Origin of the sequence: Nocardia sp. NPDC058666, assembly GCF_042714895.1 — a bacterium.
In the GTDB taxonomy this organism is placed as follows: domain Bacteria; phylum Actinomycetota; class Actinomycetes; order Mycobacteriales; family Mycobacteriaceae; genus Nocardia.
Map to the genome: position 1 here is coordinate 1,202,582 of NZ_JBHXRY010000001.1, position 20,116 is coordinate 1,222,697.

Genomic DNA, 20,116 nt, shown 5'->3' on the forward strand with positions numbered 1-20,116 from the left:
TCGCATCGAGAAACGAGGAGACCATGAGCACGACAGTGACCGACGAACAGATTCAAGCTTTGGCTGCGACTGCGAAACCGTTCAGTCTGGTGCTGCTTCGGTGGACCGCGGAGCGGACGATGGACGGTGCGGACGCCACTGAACTCGAGCATCAGCGGCGGATGGTTTCGCTGCGCGCCGACGGGGTGATCGTGGTTCTGTGTCCGGTGGGCTCCGATGACCTGGCCGGGGTTGCGATCATGATCGGGCCTGTCGAGGAGGCGGCCGAGATCATGGCCGGGGACCCCTGCGTGCTGGCCGGAATGATGACGTACGAGGTGCATTCGTGCCACGGCTTTCCCGGAGACGCTGTCCCCGCATGAACGCCGTGCTGGGTTGGCGTGCATTGTCGGTGGGGCGGTTTACGCTGGGCGCGTGTCGGTACTTCCACTGATTTTTACCGCGGGCTGGGCTAGCGGGATCAATGCGTATGCGGTGGTGTTTCTGCTCGGGTTGTTCGGGCGGATCGGGTGGGCGGGGGAGGTGCCGCCGGGGTTGCAGCGCACTGATGTGCTCGTGGCCGCTGGGGTGTTGTTCTTGATCGAGGCGGTGGCGGACAAGATTCCGTATCTCGACTCGTTTTGGGACGCGGTGCACACGGTGGTGCGGCCTGCGTCGGGGGCGATCGTGTCGGGTTTGATTGCGGGGCAGGATGATTCGTTACCGACGATGTTTGCCGCGGCGGTGGGTGGGACTACGGCGTTGCTCAGTCACATCGTCAAGGCGGGGACTCGGATGGCGATCAATACTTCGCCGGAGCCGGTGACCAATATTGCGATGAGTACTGCTGAGGACTTCACCGTCGGTGGTGTTATCACCTTGGCGGTGTTCTTTCCGGTGTTGGCGGCGGTGATCGCCGCTGTCCTGCTGGCGATCGGTTTATCGGTGGTCTATCTGTGCGCCAGTCGAATCCGCCGGTACCTCCGACGAAGGAGGGAACGCGACGGTGCGCGGAAGGCCGGCATCGATCCCGCCGTCGAATAATTCCGGGCGTCGGGGACCGATCCCACCACTTCCGCGCAGCGCGCAGGCGACTGTCAGAGCACTGACAGCCGCCTGCGACGAAACACCTGCGGTCGGCGCGAGTTTCACCGCACCTGCGGCGCCACCTTCGTCCCCAACAGGTCGATGCTGTGCAGCACCTGCTCGGGCGGCAGCGTCCCCACGCTGGTGTGCAGCATGAAACGGTCCAGCCCGAGCGTGTCGCGGACCTGCGCGATCTTGTCGGCCACGTAGTCGGCAGTGCCGACGAACAGGGAACCGCTGGGTGAGCGAAGGCCGTCGAACTGTTGGTGCGTCATCGGGCCCCAACCGCGTTCACGGCCGATGGTCGACATGGCCAGGGCGTACGGCTCGTAGAACTCGGCGACAGCCTGCGCCTCGGTGTCGGCCACATAGCCGTGCGCGTGCACCGCCACCGGCTGCTTCTCGTGGCCGCCTTCGGCCAACGCCCGGTGATACAACTCGACCAGCGGCTTGAACCTGGCAGGCTCGCCGCCGATGATCGCGATAGCCAACGGCAAGCCGAGCAACCCGGCGCGAATCACCGATTCGGGACTGCCACCGACCGCGATCCACACCGGTAGCGGCCGGTCGTCGGTGCGCGGGTACACCGTCGCGTCGTGCAGCGGTGCACGGAATCGGCCCGACCACGTGACCGGCGATTCCTCACGCAGACGCAGCAGCAAAGCGAGCTTCTCTTCGAACAGCGCGTCGTAATCGGACAGCTCGTACCCGAACAGCGGGAACGACTCCGTGAACGACCCGCGCCCCGCCATCAACTCCGCGCGCCCGTTCGACAGCCCGTCCAGCGTCGCGAAGTCCTGATACACGCGCACCGGATCGTCGGAGCTGAGCACGGTGACCGCGCTGGTCAGCTGGATGCGCTCGGTGCGCGCGGCGGCCGCGGCCAGTACGACGGCGGGGGAGGAGGCGGCGAAATCCTTGCGGTGGTGTTCGCCGACGCCGTAGACATCCAGACCCGCGGCCTCGGTCGCCACGGCCTCGTCGACCACCTGACGCAGCCGCACGGCGGCGGTCGGCGCGGGCTGGTCGCCGGTGGGGTACAGCTCGGCGAAGGTGGTGAGCCCCAGTTCCATGGTGAACCCTTTCTGCGGTATCCGGTCACCTTCTAAACGGACCGCAGTCCGATAACATTCCCGCGCGCAGTTGTGGATGTATGCGGATTATCTATGACGAAACTATAGTGGGCGGTATGACCGCTCTGGCGCCCACGCGCAACGAACCCGACCTGTCGTTCCTGCTCGACCGCACCAGCCACGTCCTGCGCACGCAGATGGCGGCGGCGCTGGCCGAGATCGGGCTGACGGCCAGGATGCACTGCGTGTTGGTCCACGCGTTGGAAGCCGAGCGCACGCAGGCGCAGCTCGCCGAACTCGGTGACATGGACAAGACGACGATGGTCGTCACCGTCGACGCGCTGGAGAAGGCGGGCCTGGCCGAACGCAAACCGTCGAGCACCGACCGCCGCGCCCGCATCATCTCGGTGACCCCGAAAGGCGCGGAACTCGCCGCCCAGAGCGCGGAAATCGTCGATGACGTCCATCGGGGCGCGCTGGATTCGCTACCGAAGGCGGAGCGCGAAACCCTGCTGCGTGCATTGAATCTCCTGGTGGAAGGCCCTTTGTCGACGCTGGTCGAAGCCGCGCCCGCGCGTCGCGCCCGGCAATAGTCCGTTAGAGATTGTCTGCAACGAAACTATCTAGTAGTGTCACTCTTGTTCGAGACGAGCAGGAGATGACCCATGACGAAGTCCCAGCGCACCGCCCTCGCGGTGCTGTCGGCAGCGATGCTGATGACCATCCTCGACGGCAGCATCGTGACCGTTGCCATGCCGGCGATCCAGGAAGACCTGGGCTTCACGCCCGCCGGTCTGAGCTGGACCGTGAACGCGTACCTGATCGCGTTCGGCGGACTGCTGCTGCTCGCAGGGCGCCTCGGTGACCTGATCGGCCGCAAGACGATGTTCGTCACGGGCAATATCGTCTTCACCGCCGCCTCGGTGCTGGCAGGCGTCGCGACCACTCCCGCCGTGCTCGTCGCGGCACGTTTCCTGCAGGGTGTCGGCAGCGCGATCGCCGCCTCGGTGGTGCTCGGCATTCTGGTGACGATCTTCACCGAACCACGCCAACGCGCAACGGCCATCGGTGTTTTCAGCTTCACCGGCGCCGCGGGCGCCTCGATCGGCCAGGTGCTGGGCGGGGTGCTCACCGACGCGTTGAACTGGCACTGGATCTTCCTGATCAACGTGCCGATCGGCGTGGTGACCGTGCTCGTCGCGCACAAGGCCCTGCCCGCCGATCGTGGTCTGGGCTGGTCCGCCGGTGCTGATGTGTTGGGCGCCGTCCTGGTCACCGCCGGTCTGATGCTGGGCATCTACACCGTGGTCGAGGTCGAACGCTACGGCTGGGTCTCGACGCACACCCTGGGTCTGGGCGCACTGGCCGCCGGGTTGCTCGCCGCGTTCGTCCTGCGTCAGGCCACTGCCGCAAACCCGTTGCTGCCGCTGCGAATCTTCCGCTCCCGCACCGTCTCCGGCGCCAACGTGGTGCAAATGCTCACGCTCGCAGCGATGTTCGCCTTCCAGATCATCGTCGCGCTGTATCTGCAGAAGGTGTTGGGCTACAACGCTTTACAGACCGGCTTGGCCATGCTGCCCGCCGCTATCGCCATCGGCGGAGTGTCGCTGTTCGCTTCGGCTCGCCTGATCACCCGCTTCGGTGAGCGCGCGGTCCTGATTGCCGGTCTCACGCTACTGCTGGCCGGAATGTCCTGGCTGACCCGGCTGCCCGTGGACGCCACCTACCTGACCGACGTGCTGCCGGTCATGGTGGCCATCTCCGGTGGCGGCCTGGTCCTGCCCGCCCTGACCGCGCTGGGCATGTCCGGCGCCGAGGCCGACGACGCGGGCCTGGCATCGGGGCTGTTCAACACCACCCAGCAGGTCGGCATGGCGATCGGTGTCGCGGTCCTGTCGACCCTGGCCGCCGCGCGGACCGGCACCGACCTGCTAGCAGGCGCGTCCAACGCCGAGGCTCTGACCAGCGGTTACCGGCTGGCGTTCACTGTCGCGGCCGGTCTGCTCGCCGCCGCCTTGATCATCAGCGCCACCGTGTTGCGCAAGCAGGAAAGCACCGATAAAGCGCCGACAGTCGAGCCGGTCCCGGCCGTGTGACGCGACGAATCGCGGGGATCCACCCCCACGGTTCACCCCCCGGGTGGATGTCCGCCCGGGGGGTTCGGTGGTGTCCTCGAAGAATGCTGACCGATCGCACGACGTTGACCCAATTCCTCATCGAAGAGCGCCGCCGCTATCCCGGTTCCAGTGGTGAGCTCAATTCCCTGATCCTCGACGTCGCGTTGGCCTGCAAGGCGATCTCCAAGCGCATCGCCTCGGGCGCGCTTACAGGGGTGCTCGGCCATGCCGGGGTGGTGAATGTGCAGGGTGAGCAGCAGCAGAAGCTCGATGTGGTCGCCAACGACCTGTTCCTGCGCGCGAACGAATGGGGCGGCCAGCTGGCGGGGATGGTGTCGGAGGAACTCGACGACCCGTATCCGATCCCGCCGGACTACCCGCGCGGAAAATACCTACTGGCCTTCGATCCCCTGGACGGCTCCTCCAATATCGACGTGAATGTCGCTGTGGGCAGCATCTTTTCGATCTTGCGGGCCCCGACGCCCGGCACCGACGCGACACCGGAGGACTTCCTGCAGCCCGGCACCGAACAGGTCGCCGCGGGCTACGCGATCTACGGTCCCGCAACGCAACTCGTGCTCACCGTCGGCACCGGCGTGCACGCGTTCACCCTCGATCCCGAACTGGGTGAGTTCTTCCTGACCGGCCAGAACCTGCGCCTGTCGGAGTCCACCTCGGAATACGCGGTCAACAGTTCCAACCGGCGCTTCTGGGAACCGGCCGTGCGCCGCTACATCGACGAGTGTCTAGCAGGTGCGACGGGCCCGCGCGAGAAGGATTTCAACATGCGCTGGGTAGCGTCGCTGGTGGTGGAGACGCACCGAATCCTTACGCGCGGTGGCGTTTTCCTGTACCCGCGCGACTCCAAGGACCCGTCCAAGCAGGGTCGGTTGCGGCTGCTGTACGAGGCCAACCCGATCGCGTTCCTGATCGAGCAGGCCGGCGGTCTGGCCTCGACCGGGCGGGAACGGATTCTCGAGATCGCCCCCACCGAACTGCATCAGCGGATCGCGTTCATCTTCGGTTCGCGTGACGAGGTGGCCCGGATCGTGAAGTACCACGCCGAGGCGCCCGAAGAGCCCGACGGCCAGTGGAGTCCGCTGTTCGGTCTGCGCGGTCTCTACCGTTCCACCACCTGAGGAGGAGTTTCATGTCCGCCAAGCACCCCGTCGTCGCCATTACCGGATCATCCGGTGCCGGAACAACTTCGGTGATGCGCACGTTCGATCAGATCTTCCGCAGGGAAGGCATCGATGCCGCGTATGTCGAGGGCGACAGCTTCCACAAGTTCGACCGGGTCGGCATGAAGGAGGAACTGGCTCGGGCCCTGGACGAAGGCGACCACACCTTCAGCCACTTCGGTTCCGAAGCCAACCTGTTCGAGGACCTGGAGAAACTGTTCCGCGGCTATGGCGAGAACGGGACCGGCCGCGTGCGAAAGTACCTGCACGACAAGGAAGAAGCCGCACCGTACAACCAGGAGCCCGGAACGTTCACCCCGTGGGAGGACATCCGTCCCGGCACCGACATGCTGTTCTACGAGGGCTTGCACGGTGCGGTGGCCAACGACCAGGTCGACGTCGCGCAATACGCGGACCTGCTCATCGGGGTGGTGCCGGTGATCAACCTCGAGTGGACCCAGAAGTTGCACCGCGACAAGGACAAACGGGGTTACTCCACCGAGGCGGTGACCGAGACGATCCTGCGCCGCATGCACGACTACGTGAACTTCATGTGCCCGCAGTTCTCCCGCACCCACGTGAATTTTCAGCGGGTCCCCGTGGTGGATACGTCCAATCCGTTTGTTGCACGGACGATCCCGACACCCGATGAATCCATGCTGGTGATCCGGTTCGCCGACCCGCACGGCATCGACTTCCCATACCTGCTGTCGATGCTGCACGACTCGTTCATGTCCCGCCCGAACACGATCGTGTGCCCGGGCGGGAAAATGGACCTCGCTATGCAGTTGATCTTCACGCCGATGCTGTTGCGGCTGATGGAACGCAGCCGCTCCCGCCGTTGATAATTCGACGACCACCTCATGCGAGGTGGTCGTCGAACCATGTCACCAGTTCCGGGTCATCGAGTCCGTCGGCGACCAGGACCGCCGCGGATAGGTCGTCGGTGCGTGTGTAGGCGTTCTGTGCCGCCACGCACCGCAGTCCGGCAGCCACGGCGGATCGAACACCGTTAGCTGAATCCTCCACGGCCACAACCTGATCAGTGGACAGCCCGGTCTGGATCAACACGTCCAGGTACACCGCAGGGCTCGGCTTCAAGATGGGCACTTCGGTTCCCGTGGTGACCGTGTCGAACGGGTCACCGAACGCGTGCTTCAGCAACGGTTCGACCCAGGCTCGGGTGCCGGTGGTCGCGACATGCAACCGGACACCGCGCGCCCGCAGCCGTTCGATCAGTTCCCGCGCGCCCGGACGGGCACGGATGCGCCCGTCCGAAGCCATCTGCCGCATGATCCGAGTCTTGTTGCGGTGCAACTGTTGTGCCAGATGCCGGGCCTGCCCGGCGGGCATACCGTGCTGTTCGAACCAGAAGGTCAGCCGCTGCGCGCCGCCGGCGACCTTCAGCAGGTCCCCGTACTCGTCGACGTCCCAGCGGTCGGGTAGCCCCGCCTCGGCGAAGGCCGTGTTGAAGGCCACCCGATGGCCGTCTCGTTCACTGTCGACCAGCGTGCCGTCGACATCGAAGATCACTGCGCGTAGTTCGGTCATGGTGTGCCGTGCAGGTATTCGCGGATACGGTCGAGCACGGCCGCCACGGTGAAGCCGTGATGGGCCATGACTTCGTCGCCGGGACCGCTGTGGCCGAACTCGTCGATACCGATCGCCAGGTCGACCAGACCCGCCCAGCCTGCCGTGCTGCCGGCTTCGAGGCTGATCGTGTGCGCGGCGGGGTCGGGGGAGAAGCGGGAACGGTCCAGCGCCGACACCACCCGCACGGTGAATCCCTCGGCACGCAACTGCTCGGCGGCGGCCGCTGCCAACGCGACTTCCGAACCGGTAGCGACGATTTCGACAGAGCTGGCACTCGGTGCATCGGTGATGTCGAGCTGAGGCAGTGACTGGCGCGACAGGATCAACGCGGTGGGCCCATCGGTGCGGGTCAGCGCGAGTTCCCACGCGAGGGCGGTCTCGGCATCGTTGGCCGGTCGCAACACCTGCAGACCGGGGATCACCCGCAGCGACTCGACATGCTCGACCGGCTGATGCGTCGGCCCGTCCTCACCGACCGCGATCGAATCGTGCGTGAGCACATAGATCACCGGCTGTTTCATCAACGCCGACAACCGCAGCGCCGGCCGCAGGTAGTCGGCGAACACCAGGAACGTGCTCCCGAACACCCGGAACCCACCGTGCAGGCTCATCCCGTTCAGAATCGCGGCCATCCCGAACTCGCGGATACCGAAAGCGATAGCGCTGGAAGCGAAGTCATCGCGCGAGATCACGTCACCACACACCGTCCCCGTCGACCCGGCGAGATCGGCCGACCCGCCGACCAACTCCGGCATGGTCGACAGTGCCGCGTTCAAACACGCCTGCGACGACTGCCGGGTGGCACGAGGTGCGCCCGCGACGACGGATTCCAGTGCAGGCAACAGTGTTTCAGGCAGCAGTCGTGCATGAGCACGTCGGAACTCCGCGGCTCGTGAAGGCGCAACAGCGTCGAAAGCCGCGAACTCGTCGAGCCAGGTCGCGTGCTCCTCACCGCCCAGAGCCGCCAGCGCCGCACACGTCGCGGCAACCTGCTCGGGTACCGAAAAGGGCGGAAGCGACCATCCCGCAAGCTCTTTGGCCTGCGACAGCCGCTCGGCACCCAACGGCGCACCATGCGCCTTGGACGTCCCCGCGACACCGGGTGCCCCATGACCGATCACCGTGCGCACCGCCAGAAAACTAGGCCGAGGATCACCCTTAGCCCGTGTCAGAGCAGCGTCGATCGCCTCGATATCGGTCCCATCCGAAACCACCTCGGTATGCCACCCATACGCCGCGAACCGCGCCACCTGATCATCACTACACGACCGCCCGACAGCACCGTCGATGGTGATCTCGTTGTCGTCCCACAGCACGACCAACCCGCCAAGACCCAAATGGCCTGCGAAAGAAGCGACTTCGTGACTGACACCCTCCATCAGACACCCGTCACCGACGATCGCATAGGTCCGATGCCCGGTGATCTCGGGATACCGGGCAGCAGTCATCCGCTCCGCCAAAGCCATCCCGACCGCCATCGCCAACCCCTGCCCCAACGGCCCGGTCGTGCATTCGACGCCGGGGGTATCCCCGTACTCCGGGTGCCCCGGCGTCGCCGAACCCAACTGCCGGAACCGCCGCAACTCCGAAACAGGCAAGTCATACCCGAACAGGTGCAGAAGCCCGTACAGCAACGCGGACCCGTGCCCGGCGGACAGCACGAACCGGTCCCGATCAACCCACTGCGGGTCGGCCGGATCATGCCGCAGATGCCGACTCCACAGCGTCCACGCCATCGGCGCCGCCCCCATCGGCATTCCCGGATGCCCGGACTGGGCGGCCTCCACCATGTCGGCGGCGAGGAACCGCAGCGTGTCCACGGCCAGCCGGTCGGTCTGCACCGACGGGACGAAAGCGATATCGGTCATCGGACTGCCTCTCCCGACGTGGTGGCGGCATCGCGCAAACGCTTCACCGCGGCCGCTTTGCCCTCGGAATACCCGTACATCCACGACCCCGAAATGAACACATCAGCCCCCGCCGCAGCCGCGCCACCGATGGTGTCGGCGGTGATCCCGCCGTCGACTTCCAGCTCGATGGACCGCCCCGACTCGTCGATCATCCGCCGCAACTGCGCGATCTTCGGCTCGACAGCCGGAATGTAGGCCTGCCCGCCGAAGCCCGGATTCACGGTCATGGCCAGGATCAGATCGGTCTCGGCCAACACGTGGGCCACGGTTGCGGCGGGCGTGTGCGGGTTCAGCGCGACCCCGCTGCGCGCCCCGAGATCGCGGATCCGCGCCAGGGTGCGATGCAGGTGCGTGCAGGCTTCCGCGTGCACGATGATCAGCTCGCACCCGGCGTCGATGTACTCGGGCAGCAGCTCGTCGGGGTTCACCACCATCAGGTGCGCCTCGAACCCGACGGTGCTGTCCGCGCGCGTGGACGCGATCACCGCGGGGCCGAACGTGAGGTTGGGGACGAACACACCGTCCATCACGTCCCATTGGATCCGGTCGACGCCGGCCGCGCACAGATCACGCACCTCCTCACCCAGTCGAGCGAAATCTGCGGGCAACACCGAGGGCACTATGAGCGGCCGGGGGACTGGGGACTGCGGCATGGCACGGCCTTTCTGATCGGGTCCGTTCATCGGACCGCACCGGCGCACCTTCGGGGCTCCCCCTCGGGGGTGGAGGTCCGGGTGAGATCTCGTCAATGCCGGTAGCGCGGACTCCCGCCCGCCGTAGGGTGGAGGGATGCCGGAGTTACCTCCGACCCCGTTGAAGCTTGTGCTCGTCGACGATCACGAGATGGTGCTGCACGGGCTCGACGCCATGCTCGGCCACTTTCCCGACGAGGTCGTGATAGTCGGCCAGTCCACCACCGACACCGCCGCGTTGCGGATGGTCGCCGAGCATCGACCCGACATCGTGCTGTGCGACGTGCGCATCGGCAAGGCCAGCGGCCTGGATCTGTGCCGGCAGATCACGCTGCAATATCCCGACACCAAAGTCGTGCTGCTGACCGTCTACGACGACGAGCACTACCTGTATCAGGCGCTGCGCGTGGGCGCCTCGGGCTACATTCTCAAACGCGTGGACGGGCGCGAACTCGTCGCCCAGCTGCGGCGCGTGCAGGACGGGGAGACGGTGGTCGACGCGTCGCTGGCCGGTCGGGTGGCGTTGGCGGCGGCCAGGCTCAACGCCGGGCAGTTCTGGTCGGGGGCGCACCTGGGGCTGACGCAGCGTGAGTCGGAAGTGTTGGGGCTGTTGGTTTCCGGTCACTCGAACCGTGCCGTGGCGAGCAAGTTGGTGGTCAGCGAGGACACCGTGAAAACCCATATTCGTGGGCTGTATCGCAAGCTGGGGGTGTCCGATCGCAGTGGGGCGATCGCGGTTGCGTTGCGGGAGGGGCTGTTTCGGTGAGTTACGCCGGTGGGGCGGTTCCTACGGCGGCGGAGCTCGCGCCGCTGCTGGGCGCTGACGGTGTGCTGCTGTACGCGATCGACGGCCAGGATCTCAGCATCGTCGACATGTGGCCGGTGCATCCGTCGGCGAGTTCGCTGCGACTGCAGGTGGGGTTCGGGGTGACCGGGCTGGTCGCTCGTACTCGCAAACCCGTGCTGATCGACAACGATTCGCCGCGAAATGCTCTGCACCGCAGGCTGTTACGACTGGACCCGCACCAGACCCTCGCGCGCATGTGCCTGCCTTTGCCGGGACTGGAAGGCGAGATAGTCGGCGTGCTGGCGGTGCACCGCGATCCGCGAAATCCCTTCGGCCAGCAGGATTTAGACGGCGCGCAGCACTACGCCGCCGTGCTCGGCCTGTGGTTGCACGCGCAGCGCCTGTTCCGCACCGTGCATCGTCAACGCACCGAACGCGACCGTCTCGTCGAGCAGGCGATCACCGCCCAGGAAGCCGAACGCCGGCGCATCGCCTTCGACCTGCACGACGGCGTCACCACCGCCCTGGCCTCGATGTCGTTCCACCTGTCCGCCGCCGATCTCACCGTGTCCGAGCTGGTCGCGCACGTCGACGTCACCGACGAGGCCAGCCTGCGCGACCTCGCCCGCGCCCGCGCCGAACTGGTCAGCGCCCGCGAGCTCGCCGATTTCGCCTACAACGAGACCCGCGCCGCCATCTCCGGCCTGCACAGCCTGGTCCTGGACGACCTCGGACTGGTCGCGGCGATCGAATCGTTGGTGCGCACGGTCAGCGGCGACGGGCCACCGGAGATCGAATTCCTCGTCGACCCCACCGCCGCCATCGACGACATCCCCGACCACGCGGCCGCCACGCTGTACCGCATCGCCCAGGAGTCACTGGCGAACGCGGTGAAACACGCTGGGGCGCAACGAATCGTGGTGTCTCTGCGCCGGGTCGGCGATTCGATCGTGCTCGGATGTTCCGATGACGGCGAAGGTTTCGACCACGCCGAACGTCGCGCGAACCGTGCCGCCGACCTCGACGGCGAACAACACTTCGGCCTGACCTCGATCGCCGAACGCTGCGCCATCATCGAAGCCTCGCTGCGCGTGGAGTCGATGCAGGGGCGCGGCACCACCGTCCTGGTGGAGCTGCCCGTTCGCTCGCCGGGGCTTTTCCCCTAGCGTCCCTAACTCCACCCCTCCGCGCCCCCAATTGCGGTTTTTGGTCGTGACCTGCGGAAAGACCCGTCATACCCTGGAATGAGATCACCGACAGGTCCCCCCGGTCGGACTCCCAGAAAGGGGTAGGTACATGACCGATCCGAGCACCCCGATGCAGCGCCACGCCGCCCGGATGCAACGCGCCCTACCCCAAGGATGGCTGGTCGACATCGTCGAAGAGCCGATCCCCGGGGGAGTAGGCACGCGACCCGTATTGCGGTTACGCCCGCCCAGCGCCTTCGTCGCCCGACTGTTCGGCTATTCCGCCGCAGCCTGAGCCGCGGCTGCGCAGTTGTCGAGCAGAACCCCTTGCGCGGCAGTGACTTCGGCCGGCGAACCGGCCCACGTGTGTAGCGCGGCACTCACGAGCGCGCGACCGAACGAGAACGTCACCGGCCACGGCCGACGATCATCCGCGGCGAGCGCACTGAGAAATGCGCACACGTTCGCGGTCGGATGTCCGCCCGACAGGAACGCGATCCCGGCCACTTCGGCAGGAACGTGTTCGTTCAACACCGCGAACGTGGCCGCCGCGACCTCGGCCGCGGGAACCGGCGTGGCGTCCAGCCCCGGCGTGACGAAGTTCGGCTTCAGCACGATCCCGCTCAACTGCACCCCCGCATCGACCAGCGCCTCGAACACCGCGCCCAACGCCAGCGAGGTGGCCGCCGCCGACGCCGCGAGGTCGTGGTCGCCGGTGCACAGCACCTCGGGCTCCACGATCGGCACGATGCCGTGTTGCTGACACAGCGCCGCGTACCTGGCCAGGGCCTGCCCGTTCGCCCGCGCCGAGTACGGCGTGATCGTGTGCACGTCGAACACCGCCCGCCATTTCGCGAACGCGGCACCGCGCTGCGCGTACGACGCCAACCGCGCACCGAGCCCGTCCAAACCCTCGGTGATCAGCGCCCCACCCTGACCCGGCAGCGGTGACGTGCCGGTATCGACCTTGATGCCCGGCAGGATCCCGAGTTCGCGCGCCGCGATCGGGAACGGTCGCCCGTCGGCGAGATCCTGGCCGAAAGTCTCGTCGCACAGGATGATTCCGCTGATGCACTGCGACAGGTCGGCGGCGGTGAGCAGCAGTGCGCGATAGTCGCGCCGGGCGGTCGCGCTGGCGGCGATCCCCTCCTGTTCCAGGCGCGATGACATGGTTTTGATCGACTCGTCGGCGGCGAGGATGCCGCGGCCGCCGCTGGTCAGCTGTCGGGCGATATCGGCGAGGGCGGTGGCGGAAAGTGTCGTCATGACGACCAGCATCGCGGCACCGGCGCGCGCCGTCCTCACCCCTTCGGGCGAGAGCGGGTGTGAAACGCGGCAGCGCCCACCTGGTCCGGATCGCACAGATGGGCCACGAACAACCGGGTCGCCGAGGTCGGTTCCGGGGTCGTGCAGACGTGCCACGGCCGGTCCAGGGGTGTTCCGGGCAGGTCGTAGGCGACCAGTTCGCCCGAGGCGAGTTGCTCGCGCGCGGCCTCCTCGTGCACGAGGGTGACCCCGAGTCCCTCGCGCGCGGCGGCCACGGCGGCGCCCGAGGTGCCGAGGGTGAGCAGCGGGGGCGCGGCCTGCAGCCGGCTCAGCAACGACAGCGCGGTATCGCGCGTTCCGGACCCGACACCGGTCAGCAGCCAGGGGAGCGTGAGCGGGTCATCGAGCAGTCCCGGCCGCCCGACCAGCAACAACCGGTTCGCCCGCCGCGCCGCCGTGACCAGCCCGGACCCCGTCGGCGGCCGCCCCGCCAACGCGATATCGAAGACATGATCGGCCGCGCGCGCGAACAGCTCCCCGCGCGTGAGCACCGACAGCGACAGCTCGACATGCGGATGCGCCTGTGCGAACGACGCCATCAGCGCGGGCAGCACGTACTCACTGGCCGTGGCCACCGCCCCGATCCGCACCCGCCCCCGGTCCGCATCGTGCACCGCCCCCGCCGCCTCGGCCAGCAGTCCGAGCAGTTTTCGCACATACCCCGCGAAGATCTCACCCGAATCCGTCGCCACGATCCCACGCCCGGACTTCCCGAAAAGCCTTGTGCCCAAAGCCTCTTCCAGCGCGGTGATCGCCGCCGACACCGCAGGCGGCGTGACGTGCAGCGTTTCCGCCGCCGCCCGCACACTGCCGGTCTCGTACACGGCGAGAAACGTGCGCAACCGACCCCAGGTGGCGGCGGCGGGCAGGTCCGGGCTGGCGAACATAGTTCAATTATGCCTTAACAGTTCACAGGAAACATTCCATTGTCGTTGAACAATCGCGCCCACACACTGGAAGAGCTTCTCCAGGCGTGACCGAAAGGAACGGCGATGACCACGATCGAGAACGAGGGACCAGTCACCAAAGAACGCTGGGATCCGGGCGTGCAGAGTTACGCCGGAATGGGTTACTGGAACCCCGATTACGTCCCCAAAGACACCGACGTGCTCGCCGTATTCCGTGTCACCCCGCAGGACGGCGTCGACCCCATCGAGGCCGCCGCCGCCGTAGCAGGCGAATCCTCCACTGCCACTTGGACTGTCGTGTGGACCGACCGGCTCACCGCCAACAGCCACTACCAGGCCAAGGCGTACAAGGTCGACCAGGTTCCCGGCCGTCCCGGCGAGTACTTCGCCTATATCGCTTACGACATCGACCTTTTCGAGGAAGGCTCCATCGCGAACCTGACCTCGTCGATCATCGGCAATGTCTTCGGCTTCAAGCCGCTCAAGGCACTGCGCCTGGAAGACATGCGCATCCCCGTCGCCTACACCAAGACCTTCCAGGGCCCCGCCCACGGCATCGTCATGGAACGCGAAATGCTCAACAAGTACGGTCGACCGCTGCTGGGCGCCACCATCAAACCCAAGCTCGGCCTGTCGGCGCGCAACTACGGGCGCGTGGTCTACGAGGCCTGTCGCGGTGGACTGGACTTCACCAAGGACGACGAGAACATCAACTCCCAGCCGTTCATGCGCTGGCGCGACCGCTTCCTCTACGCGATGGAGGGGGTGAACCGGGCAATGGCCGAAACCGGCGAGATCAAGGGCCATTACCTCAACGTCACCGCCGGCACCATGGAGGAGATGTACCGGCGCGCCAACTTCGCCAAGGAACTCGGCAGCGTCGTGGTGATGATCGACCTCACCATCGGCTACACCGCCATCCAGTCCATGGCGCACTGGGCGCGCGAGAACGGCGTGCTGCTGCACCTGCACCGGGCCGGCCACTCCACCTACACGCGCCAGAAGACCCACGGCGTGAGTTTCCGCGTGATCGCGAAATGGTCGCGGCTGATGGGTGTCGACCACGTGCACGCGGGCACGGTCGTGGGCAAGCTCGAGGGCGACCCGGCCACCACGCGTGGTTTCTATGACACGTTGCGCGACAACGACGTTCCCACCAACCTGGGCAACGGCATCTTCTTCGATCAGGACTGGATCTCCATGCCCGGCGTCATGCCGGTGGCCTCCGGCGGCATCCACGCCGGCCAAATGCACCAGCTGCTCGACCTTTTCGGCGACGACGTGATCCTGCAGTTCGGCGGCGGCACCATCGGCCACCCCTACGGCATCGCCGCGGGCGCCGAAGCCAACCGGGTCGCCCTGGAAGCAATGGTCAAGGCGCGCAACGAAGGTCGCGATCTGCTGCTGGAAGGCCCGGGCGTGCTGCGCAACGCGGCCAAGCACTGCGCACCACTGCAGGCGGCCCTGGACACCTGGGGCGACATCACCTTCGACTACACCAGCACCGACGCGCCCGACGTGGTGGCGACCCCGGTGCCCTCGATCTAAGGGACACCCGATGAAACTGCGCTACGGCACCTTCTCCTACCTGCCCGACCTGACCGACGACGAGATCGCCGCCCAGGTGAAATACGCGCTCGACCACGGCTGGCCGGTCTCGCTGGAATACACCGACGACCCGCACCCCCGCAACGTCTACTGGGAGATGTGGGGACTGCCGATGTTCGACCTGACCGAACCCGACGGCGTGCTCGCCCAGCTCGCGGACTGCCGAGCCACCTTCCCGCAGCACTACATTCGCCTGCTGGCCTACGACGCGACCCTGGGCCGACAGTCCACCGCGATGTCGTTCCTGGTCCAGCGCCCCGCGCACGAACCGGGCTTCTTGCTCGAACGCGTGGAGGGACCCGACCGCACCCAGCGGTACTCGGTGAAGTCCTACGCCACCGCCCGTCCCACCGGCGATCGGTACACGGGCGAGTGAACTGATGGACACACCAAAGGGATTCGGGTTCCACCGGCCGGGCGTGCACGGCGCGACCGACACCGCCGTCGAGGAAGAAGCGCGCGAACCCGCGATTCTCGGCGACGACGAGGTGCTCGATCTCTCGGCCGACGAGGCCGCGGCCAGGGTGACCGACACCCTGGCCGCACTCGACGCCGAGCTGGTCGGCCTGGCCGCGGTGAAACGCCGCGTCCGCGAGATCGCCTCACTGCTGCAGGTCGACCGGGCCCGGCGCCGGTTCGGCCTGACCACCACACGACCCACGCTGCACATGAGTTTCACCGGCGGCCCCGGCACCGGCAAGACCACGGTCGCCCTGCGGATGGCGGCGATCCTGCACGCCCTCGAGTACATCAGGGCGCCGCGCGTGCACACCGTCACCCGCGACGACCTGGTCGGCCAGTTCATCGGCCACACCGCACCCAAGACCAAGGAGGCGATCGCGCGCGCCGCGGGGGGCGTGCTGTTCATCGACGAGGCCTATTACCTGTTCCGGCCGGAGAACGAACGCGACTACGGGCAGGAAGTCATCGAGATCCTGCTCACCGAGATGGAGAACGAACGCGGCGACCTGGTGGTGATCTTCGCCGGCTACCCCGACCGGATGGCCACGTTCTTCTCCGCCAATCCGGGCCTGAGTTCCCGTGTGCCGCACCATCTCACGTTCGAGGACTATGACCATGCGGAGCTGACCCAGATCGCCGGTCTGATGGTGGAGTCGGAGGGGTTCGCCTTCGACGACGACGCGCACAAGGCGTTCGCGGAGTACCTGACGTTGCGGATGCAACAGCCACGGTTCTCCAACGCGCGCAGCGTGCGCAACGCCATCGAACGCTGTCGACTGCGGCAGGCACGACGGCTGGTGGCGCTGGACCGGCCGCTGGGCAAGGCCGACCTGATCACGCTGACCGCCGAAGATGTCTACGGCAGCAGCATTTTCGAGTAATCGCAAGGAAAGTGGGCGGCCCGATAACCTGTACCTATCAGGCGATCGGGCTTTCCACTTTGACATCGGTGAGCATTGTGAGAAGCCTTTGATCACAGATGTCGAACTGAAAAGAAGCTGATACATGACCTCGATCGAGGACCCCGAAGACGATCTGCGCGTGACCCCGCCCAAGACCTGGGCGGTTGGCGTACCCGCGGTAGTGCACGCGATCGAATACTCGCTGTCGCAGAACTCCCCGGCCCGCACGGCGCTGACCCTGCTGAACATCAATCAGACCAAGGGATTCGACTGTCCGGGGTGCGCGTGGCCGGAGCCGAAGAACCGGCACCTGAACGAGTACTGCGAAAACGGTGCCAAGCACATCAACGACGAGGCCACCACCCGTCGCGTGACCCGGCAGTTCTTCGCCGAGCATCCCGTGGCCGAGCTCGACACCATGTCGGACTACTGGCTCAACCAGCAGGGCAGGCTCACCGAGCCGATGGTGAAGCGCCCCGGCGCCACCCATTACGAGCCCATCGGCTGGGACGAAGCCCTCGATCTGATGGCCCGCGAACTGCGCTCCCTGGACACCCCCGACCAGGCGCTGTTGTACACCTCGGGTCGGCTCAACAACGAGGCCGCGTTCCTGCTGCAACTGTTCGCGCGCGCGTACGGCACCAACAACCTGCCCGACTGCTCGAACATGTGCCACGAGTCCAGCGGGTCCGCGCTGCAGCAGACCATCGGTGTCGGCAAAGGCACTGTATCGCTTGACGATATCTACGAAGCGGACCTGATCTTCGTCGTCGGCCAGAACCCCGGCACCAACCATCCGCGGATGCTGTCGGCGTTGGAACAGACCAAACGCAACGGCGGCAAGATCGTGGCGGTGAACCCGCTGCCCGAGGCCGGGCTGATCCGGTTCAAGAACCCGCAGAAGGCGCGCGGGGTGATCGGGCGCGGCACCGAGATCGCGGACATCTTCCTCAAGATCCGGCCCGGCGGCGACCTCGCGCTGTTCCAGATGCTGAACAAGCTGCTGCTGGAAGCCGAGGACGCCGCGCCGGGCACCGTGCTTGACCACGAGTTCATCGCTTCGCAGACAACAGGTTTCGACGAGTTCTCCGCGTATGCCAGGCAGGTGAGTTGGGAACACACGCTCACCGCGACCGGTTTGACCCGCGAAGAGATCGAGGCCGTGCACCAGCAGGTGCTGGGCAGCAAGAAGATCATCGTGTGTTGGGCGATGGGTTTGACCCAGCACAAGCACGGTGTGCCGACCATTCGCGAAGTGGTCGACTTCCTGCTGCTGCGCGGCAACCTCGGCCGACCCGGCGCCGGGGTGTGTCCGGTGCGCGGACACAGCAATGTGCAGGGCGACCGCACCATGGGTATTTGGGAGCGGGTGCCGCAGTCGTTCCTGGACGCGCTGGGCAAGGAGTTCGACTTCACCCCGCCCGCCGAGCACGGGCTGGACGCGGTGGATTCGATTCGGGCCATGCGCGACGGTACGGCGAAGGTATTCGTCGGTGTCGCAGGCAATTTCGCGCGCGCCACGCCCGATAGCGACGTCACCGAGGCCGCTTTGCGGAAGTGCTCGCTGACGGTGCAGATCTCCACCAAGCTCAACCGCTCACACACGGTGTGCGGGGAGACGGCTCTGATCCTGCCCACGTTGGGTCGCAGCGACCGCGACATCCAGGCGACCGGTGAGCAGTTCTACACCGTCGAGGATTCGATGAGCCAGGTCCGCACGTCGCGAGGACGTCTGGATCCGGCCTCGCCCGACCTGCTCAGCGAGGTCGCGATCATCTCGCGGCTGGCGCGCGCCACGCTGGGGGAGCAGTCCACGATTCCGTGGGAGGAGTTCATCGCCGACTACGGCACCGTGCGCGACCGGATCTCGCGGGTCGTGCCGGGGTTCGAAGATTTCAATGCCCGCGTCGGACAGCCGGGCGGAATGCTGTTGACCAATCCGGTCAACGAGGGCATCTACAACACTGCCAGCGGTAAGGCCGAGTTCACCTGCAACGGGTTCGACATGATCGAGCCGCCGCCGGGATATCTTGTGCTGCAGTCACTTCGGTCGCACGACCAGTGGAACACCATTCCGTACGCCGCCAACGATCGCTACCGCGGCATTCACGATGCGCGTCGGGTGGTGATGGTCAACCCGGACGATCTCGCCGAACGTGGCATCGCCGACGGGGATGTCGTCGACATCGTGAGCATCTGGGAGGACGGGACCGAGCGGCGGGCGGAGAAGTTCGTCGCGGTGGGGTATCCGGCCAGTCGCGGATCGGCGGCTGCCTACTACCCGGAGACCAACGTGCTGGTACCCCTGGACAGTGTGGCCGACATCAGTAACACGCCGACCTCCAAGGGCATCATCGTGCGCTTGGAACCGGTTGTCTGATACCGCATTTCGGCCCGATCGCCATTGATCGGGCCGAAACGGTGGCCTACATGACCGCGTGCTGCGCCAGGCGCATCGCGCCCGTGTAGACATTCATGGACGAGCCGCGCAGGAAACCCACCAGCGTCAACCCGTTGTCGTGTGCCAGATCCACGGCCAGCGACGACGGCGCGGACACCGCGGCCAGCATCGGAATGCCCGCCATCAGCGCCTTCTGCACCAGCTCGAACGAGGCCCGACCGCTCACCATCAGGATCGTGCCGCGCAACGGCAGCATCCCCGACTGCAGCGCGTACCCGATCACCTTGTCCACGGCATTGTGTCGGCCGACATCCTCACGCAGGCACAGCAATTCGCCGTACCCGGTGAACAGCCCGGCCGCGTGCAAGCCGCCGGTGGTGTCGAAGACCCGCTGCGCGCCGCGCAACTGTTCGGGCAGGGTCGACAACACCCCGGCGGTGCTCTGCATCGGATCGTCGGCGACCGACCAGGTCGTGTGGGTGCGCACCGCGTCCAGGCTGGCCTTACCGCACAGCCCGCACGAGGACGTGGTGTAGAAATTGCGTTCCAACGAGGCATCGGGCGGGGCCACGCCGGGCGCGAGCACCACGTCGACGATGTTGTAGGTGTTGCTGCCGTCGTCGGTGGCGCCCGCGCAGTACCGGATGGTGGCGATGTCGTCGGGCGACCGCACCACCCCTTCGCTGACCAGGAAACCCGCCGCCAGATCGAAATCCGCACCGGGCGTGCGCATCGTGATCGTCAACGGTGTGCCGCCGACCCTGATCTCGAGGGGTTCCTCGGCGACCAGGGTGTCGGGCCGTTCGGAGTACTGACCGTCTCTGATGCGCAGCACCCGTCGCCGCGCGGTCACTCGCCCCACTGTGTACTCCATTCTCCCGAAGCCGGCTCCGGACGTGCGGTG

General features: G+C 66.5%; 20 protein-coding genes. 13 read left to right on the plus strand and 7 right to left on the minus strand.

Translation table 11 applies throughout. From position 1 onward, the window contains the following. The first annotated feature begins 23 nt into the window (after positions 1-23). Both ACFWVD_RS05575 and ACFWVD_RS05580 read left to right on the plus strand, forming a co-directional pair. Positions 24-362 carry a hypothetical protein gene (locus tag ACFWVD_RS05575; RefSeq protein ID WP_379240743.1) on the plus strand — a complete coding sequence of 113 codons (339 nt, stop codon included), beginning with the start codon at positions 24-26 and terminating at the stop codon, positions 360-362. A 52-nt stretch (positions 363-414) separates the two neighbouring features. After that, positions 415-1,023: a DUF4126 domain-containing protein gene (locus tag ACFWVD_RS05580; RefSeq protein WP_379240744.1), complete on the plus strand. Its 609-nt coding sequence runs from the start codon at positions 415-417 to the stop codon at positions 1,021-1,023. A gap of 104 nt (positions 1,024-1,127) precedes the next feature. Here the strand turns inward: ACFWVD_RS05580 and ACFWVD_RS05585 are convergent, their stop codons facing one another. Continuing rightward, a complete protein-coding gene (locus ACFWVD_RS05585) occupies positions 1,128-2,138 on the minus strand; it encodes an LLM class flavin-dependent oxidoreductase (RefSeq protein ID WP_379240745.1) in 1,011 nt (336 codons plus the stop codon). A 116-nt stretch (positions 2,139-2,254) separates the two neighbouring features. On the opposite strand from ACFWVD_RS05585, the gene ACFWVD_RS05590 reads away from it, so the two are divergent. The 4 genes from ACFWVD_RS05590 to ACFWVD_RS05605 all read left to right on the plus strand — a co-directional run bounded on the left by ACFWVD_RS05590 (position 2,255) and on the right by ACFWVD_RS05605 (position 6,281). Then, positions 2,255-2,731 carry a MarR family winged helix-turn-helix transcriptional regulator gene (locus ACFWVD_RS05590; RefSeq protein WP_379240746.1) on the plus strand — a complete coding sequence of 159 codons (477 nt, stop codon included), beginning with the start codon at positions 2,255-2,257 and terminating at the stop codon, positions 2,729-2,731. 72 nt (positions 2,732-2,803) lie between these two features. After that, the gene (locus ACFWVD_RS05595) at positions 2,804-4,234 is read left to right on the plus strand and encodes an MFS transporter (RefSeq protein WP_379240747.1); all 1,431 of its coding nucleotides are present in this window, start codon (positions 2,804-2,806) and stop codon (positions 4,232-4,234) included. A gap of 83 nt (positions 4,235-4,317) precedes the next feature. Next, complete coding sequence (locus ACFWVD_RS05600; protein ID WP_379240748.1) at positions 4,318-5,394, plus strand: class 1 fructose-bisphosphatase; 1,077 nt, start codon at positions 4,318-4,320, stop codon at positions 5,392-5,394. A gap of 11 nt (positions 5,395-5,405) precedes the next feature. Continuing rightward, positions 5,406-6,281, plus strand: a complete 876-nt coding sequence (locus ACFWVD_RS05605) for a phosphoribulokinase (protein ID WP_379240749.1) — start codon at positions 5,406-5,408, stop codon at positions 6,279-6,281. A gap of 16 nt (positions 6,282-6,297) precedes the next feature. Here the strand turns inward: ACFWVD_RS05605 and ACFWVD_RS05610 are convergent, their stop codons facing one another. The 3 genes from ACFWVD_RS05610 to rpe are packed head-to-tail and all read right to left on the minus strand — an operon-like array spanning position 6,298 to position 9,622. Next, a complete protein-coding gene (locus ACFWVD_RS05610) occupies positions 6,298-6,987 on the minus strand; it encodes an HAD-IA family hydrolase (RefSeq protein WP_379240750.1) in 690 nt (229 codons plus the stop codon). Beyond that, positions 6,984-8,897, minus strand: a complete 1,914-nt coding sequence (tkt, locus tag ACFWVD_RS05615; RefSeq protein ID WP_379240751.1) for a transketolase — start codon at positions 8,895-8,897, stop codon at positions 6,984-6,986. Before tkt ends, ACFWVD_RS05610 begins: the two co-directional genes overlap by 4 nt. Beyond that, entirely contained in the window at positions 8,894-9,622 is a 729-nt protein-coding gene (gene rpe, locus ACFWVD_RS05620) for a ribulose-phosphate 3-epimerase (protein ID WP_379240752.1), read from the minus strand. The genes tkt and rpe overlap by 4 nt, the downstream gene beginning before the upstream one ends. Before the next feature lie 106 nt (positions 9,623-9,728). Between rpe and ACFWVD_RS05625 the strand changes: the two genes are divergently transcribed. The 3 genes from ACFWVD_RS05625 (at position 9,729) to ACFWVD_RS05635 (ending at position 11,900) form a co-directional block, all read left to right on the plus strand. Then, entirely contained in the window at positions 9,729-10,397 is a 669-nt protein-coding gene (locus tag ACFWVD_RS05625) for a response regulator (RefSeq protein ID WP_379240753.1), read from the plus strand. Then, positions 10,394-11,584: a GAF domain-containing sensor histidine kinase gene (locus ACFWVD_RS05630; RefSeq protein WP_379240754.1), complete on the plus strand. Its 1,191-nt coding sequence runs from the start codon at positions 10,394-10,396 to the stop codon at positions 11,582-11,584. Before ACFWVD_RS05625 ends, ACFWVD_RS05630 begins: the two co-directional genes overlap by 4 nt. 130 nt (positions 11,585-11,714) lie before the next feature. Then, a complete protein-coding gene (locus tag ACFWVD_RS05635; protein WP_379240755.1) occupies positions 11,715-11,900 on the plus strand; it encodes a hypothetical protein in 186 nt (61 codons plus the stop codon). Here ACFWVD_RS05635 and ACFWVD_RS05640 read toward each other — a convergent pair. Together ACFWVD_RS05640 and ACFWVD_RS05645 are read right to left on the minus strand one after the other, a co-directional pair. Then, on the minus strand, positions 11,882-12,871 hold the full coding sequence (locus tag ACFWVD_RS05640) for a class I fructose-bisphosphate aldolase (protein ID WP_379240756.1): 990 nt from the start codon (positions 12,869-12,871) through the stop codon (positions 11,882-11,884). The two genes, ACFWVD_RS05635 and ACFWVD_RS05640, sit on opposite strands and share 19 nt — an antisense overlap. A gap of 35 nt (positions 12,872-12,906) precedes the next feature. Beyond that, entirely contained in the window at positions 12,907-13,818 is a 912-nt protein-coding gene (locus ACFWVD_RS05645) for a LysR family transcriptional regulator (protein WP_379240757.1), read from the minus strand. A 105-nt stretch (positions 13,819-13,923) separates the two neighbouring features. Between ACFWVD_RS05645 and ACFWVD_RS05650 the strand changes: the two genes are divergently transcribed. The 4 genes from ACFWVD_RS05650 (at position 13,924) to ACFWVD_RS05665 (ending at position 19,191) form a co-directional block, all read left to right on the plus strand. Beyond that, positions 13,924-15,387 carry a form I ribulose bisphosphate carboxylase large subunit gene (locus ACFWVD_RS05650; RefSeq protein WP_379240758.1) on the plus strand — a complete coding sequence of 488 codons (1,464 nt, stop codon included), beginning with the start codon at positions 13,924-13,926 and terminating at the stop codon, positions 15,385-15,387. A gap of 10 nt (positions 15,388-15,397) precedes the next feature. Next, complete coding sequence (locus ACFWVD_RS05655) at positions 15,398-15,823, plus strand: ribulose bisphosphate carboxylase small subunit (protein WP_379240759.1); 426 nt, start codon at positions 15,398-15,400, stop codon at positions 15,821-15,823. A 4-nt stretch (positions 15,824-15,827) separates the two neighbouring features. Then, complete coding sequence (locus tag ACFWVD_RS05660; RefSeq protein ID WP_379240760.1) at positions 15,828-16,790, plus strand: AAA family ATPase; 963 nt, start codon at positions 15,828-15,830, stop codon at positions 16,788-16,790. 124 nt (positions 16,791-16,914) lie between these two features. Continuing rightward, the gene (locus tag ACFWVD_RS05665) at positions 16,915-19,191 is read left to right on the plus strand and encodes an FdhF/YdeP family oxidoreductase (protein ID WP_379240761.1); all 2,277 of its coding nucleotides are present in this window, start codon (positions 16,915-16,917) and stop codon (positions 19,189-19,191) included. Between the two features lie 46 nt (positions 19,192-19,237). Here the strand turns inward: ACFWVD_RS05665 and fdhD are convergent, their stop codons facing one another. Next, positions 19,238-20,074 carry a formate dehydrogenase accessory sulfurtransferase FdhD gene (fdhD, locus tag ACFWVD_RS05670; RefSeq protein ID WP_379240762.1) on the minus strand — a complete coding sequence of 279 codons (837 nt, stop codon included), beginning with the start codon at positions 20,072-20,074 and terminating at the stop codon, positions 19,238-19,240. Positions 20,075-20,116 lie beyond the last annotated feature (42 nt).

Excerpts from the sequence above, each read along its gene's own strand:
- ACFWVD_RS05575 (WP_379240743.1), top strand. The coding sequence starts at position 24 with ATGAGCACGACAGTGACCGACGAACAGATTCAAGCTTTGGCTGCGACT.
- ACFWVD_RS05585 (WP_379240745.1), bottom strand. The coding sequence starts at position 2,138 with ATGGAACTGGGGCTCACCACCTTCGCCGAGCTGTACCCCACCGGCGAC.
- ACFWVD_RS05590 (WP_379240746.1), top strand. The coding sequence starts at position 2,255 with ATGACCGCTCTGGCGCCCACGCGCAACGAACCCGACCTGTCGTTCCTG.
- ACFWVD_RS05595 (WP_379240747.1), top strand. The coding sequence starts at position 2,804 with ATGACGAAGTCCCAGCGCACCGCCCTCGCGGTGCTGTCGGCAGCGATG.
- ACFWVD_RS05600 (WP_379240748.1), top strand. The coding sequence starts at position 4,318 with ATGCTGACCGATCGCACGACGTTGACCCAATTCCTCATCGAAGAGCGC.
- ACFWVD_RS05605 (WP_379240749.1), top strand. The coding sequence starts at position 5,406 with ATGTCCGCCAAGCACCCCGTCGTCGCCATTACCGGATCATCCGGTGCC.
- ACFWVD_RS05610 (WP_379240750.1), bottom strand. The coding sequence starts at position 6,987 with ATGACCGAACTACGCGCAGTGATCTTCGATGTCGACGGCACGCTGGTC.
- tkt (WP_379240751.1), bottom strand. The coding sequence starts at position 8,897 with ATGACCGATATCGCTTTCGTCCCGTCGGTGCAGACCGACCGGCTGGCC.
- rpe (WP_379240752.1), bottom strand. The coding sequence starts at position 9,622 with ATGAACGGACCCGATCAGAAAGGCCGTGCCATGCCGCAGTCCCCAGTC.
- ACFWVD_RS05625 (WP_379240753.1), top strand. The coding sequence starts at position 9,729 with ATGCCGGAGTTACCTCCGACCCCGTTGAAGCTTGTGCTCGTCGACGAT.
- ACFWVD_RS05635 (WP_379240755.1), top strand. The coding sequence starts at position 11,715 with ATGACCGATCCGAGCACCCCGATGCAGCGCCACGCCGCCCGGATGCAA.
- ACFWVD_RS05640 (WP_379240756.1), bottom strand. The coding sequence starts at position 12,871 with ATGACGACACTTTCCGCCACCGCCCTCGCCGATATCGCCCGACAGCTG.
- ACFWVD_RS05645 (WP_379240757.1), bottom strand. The coding sequence starts at position 13,818 with ATGTTCGCCAGCCCGGACCTGCCCGCCGCCGCCACCTGGGGTCGGTTG.
- ACFWVD_RS05650 (WP_379240758.1), top strand. The coding sequence starts at position 13,924 with ATGACCACGATCGAGAACGAGGGACCAGTCACCAAAGAACGCTGGGAT.
- ACFWVD_RS05655 (WP_379240759.1), top strand. The coding sequence starts at position 15,398 with ATGAAACTGCGCTACGGCACCTTCTCCTACCTGCCCGACCTGACCGAC.
- ACFWVD_RS05660 (WP_379240760.1), top strand. The coding sequence starts at position 15,828 with ATGGACACACCAAAGGGATTCGGGTTCCACCGGCCGGGCGTGCACGGC.
- ACFWVD_RS05665 (WP_379240761.1), top strand. The coding sequence starts at position 16,915 with ATGACCTCGATCGAGGACCCCGAAGACGATCTGCGCGTGACCCCGCCC.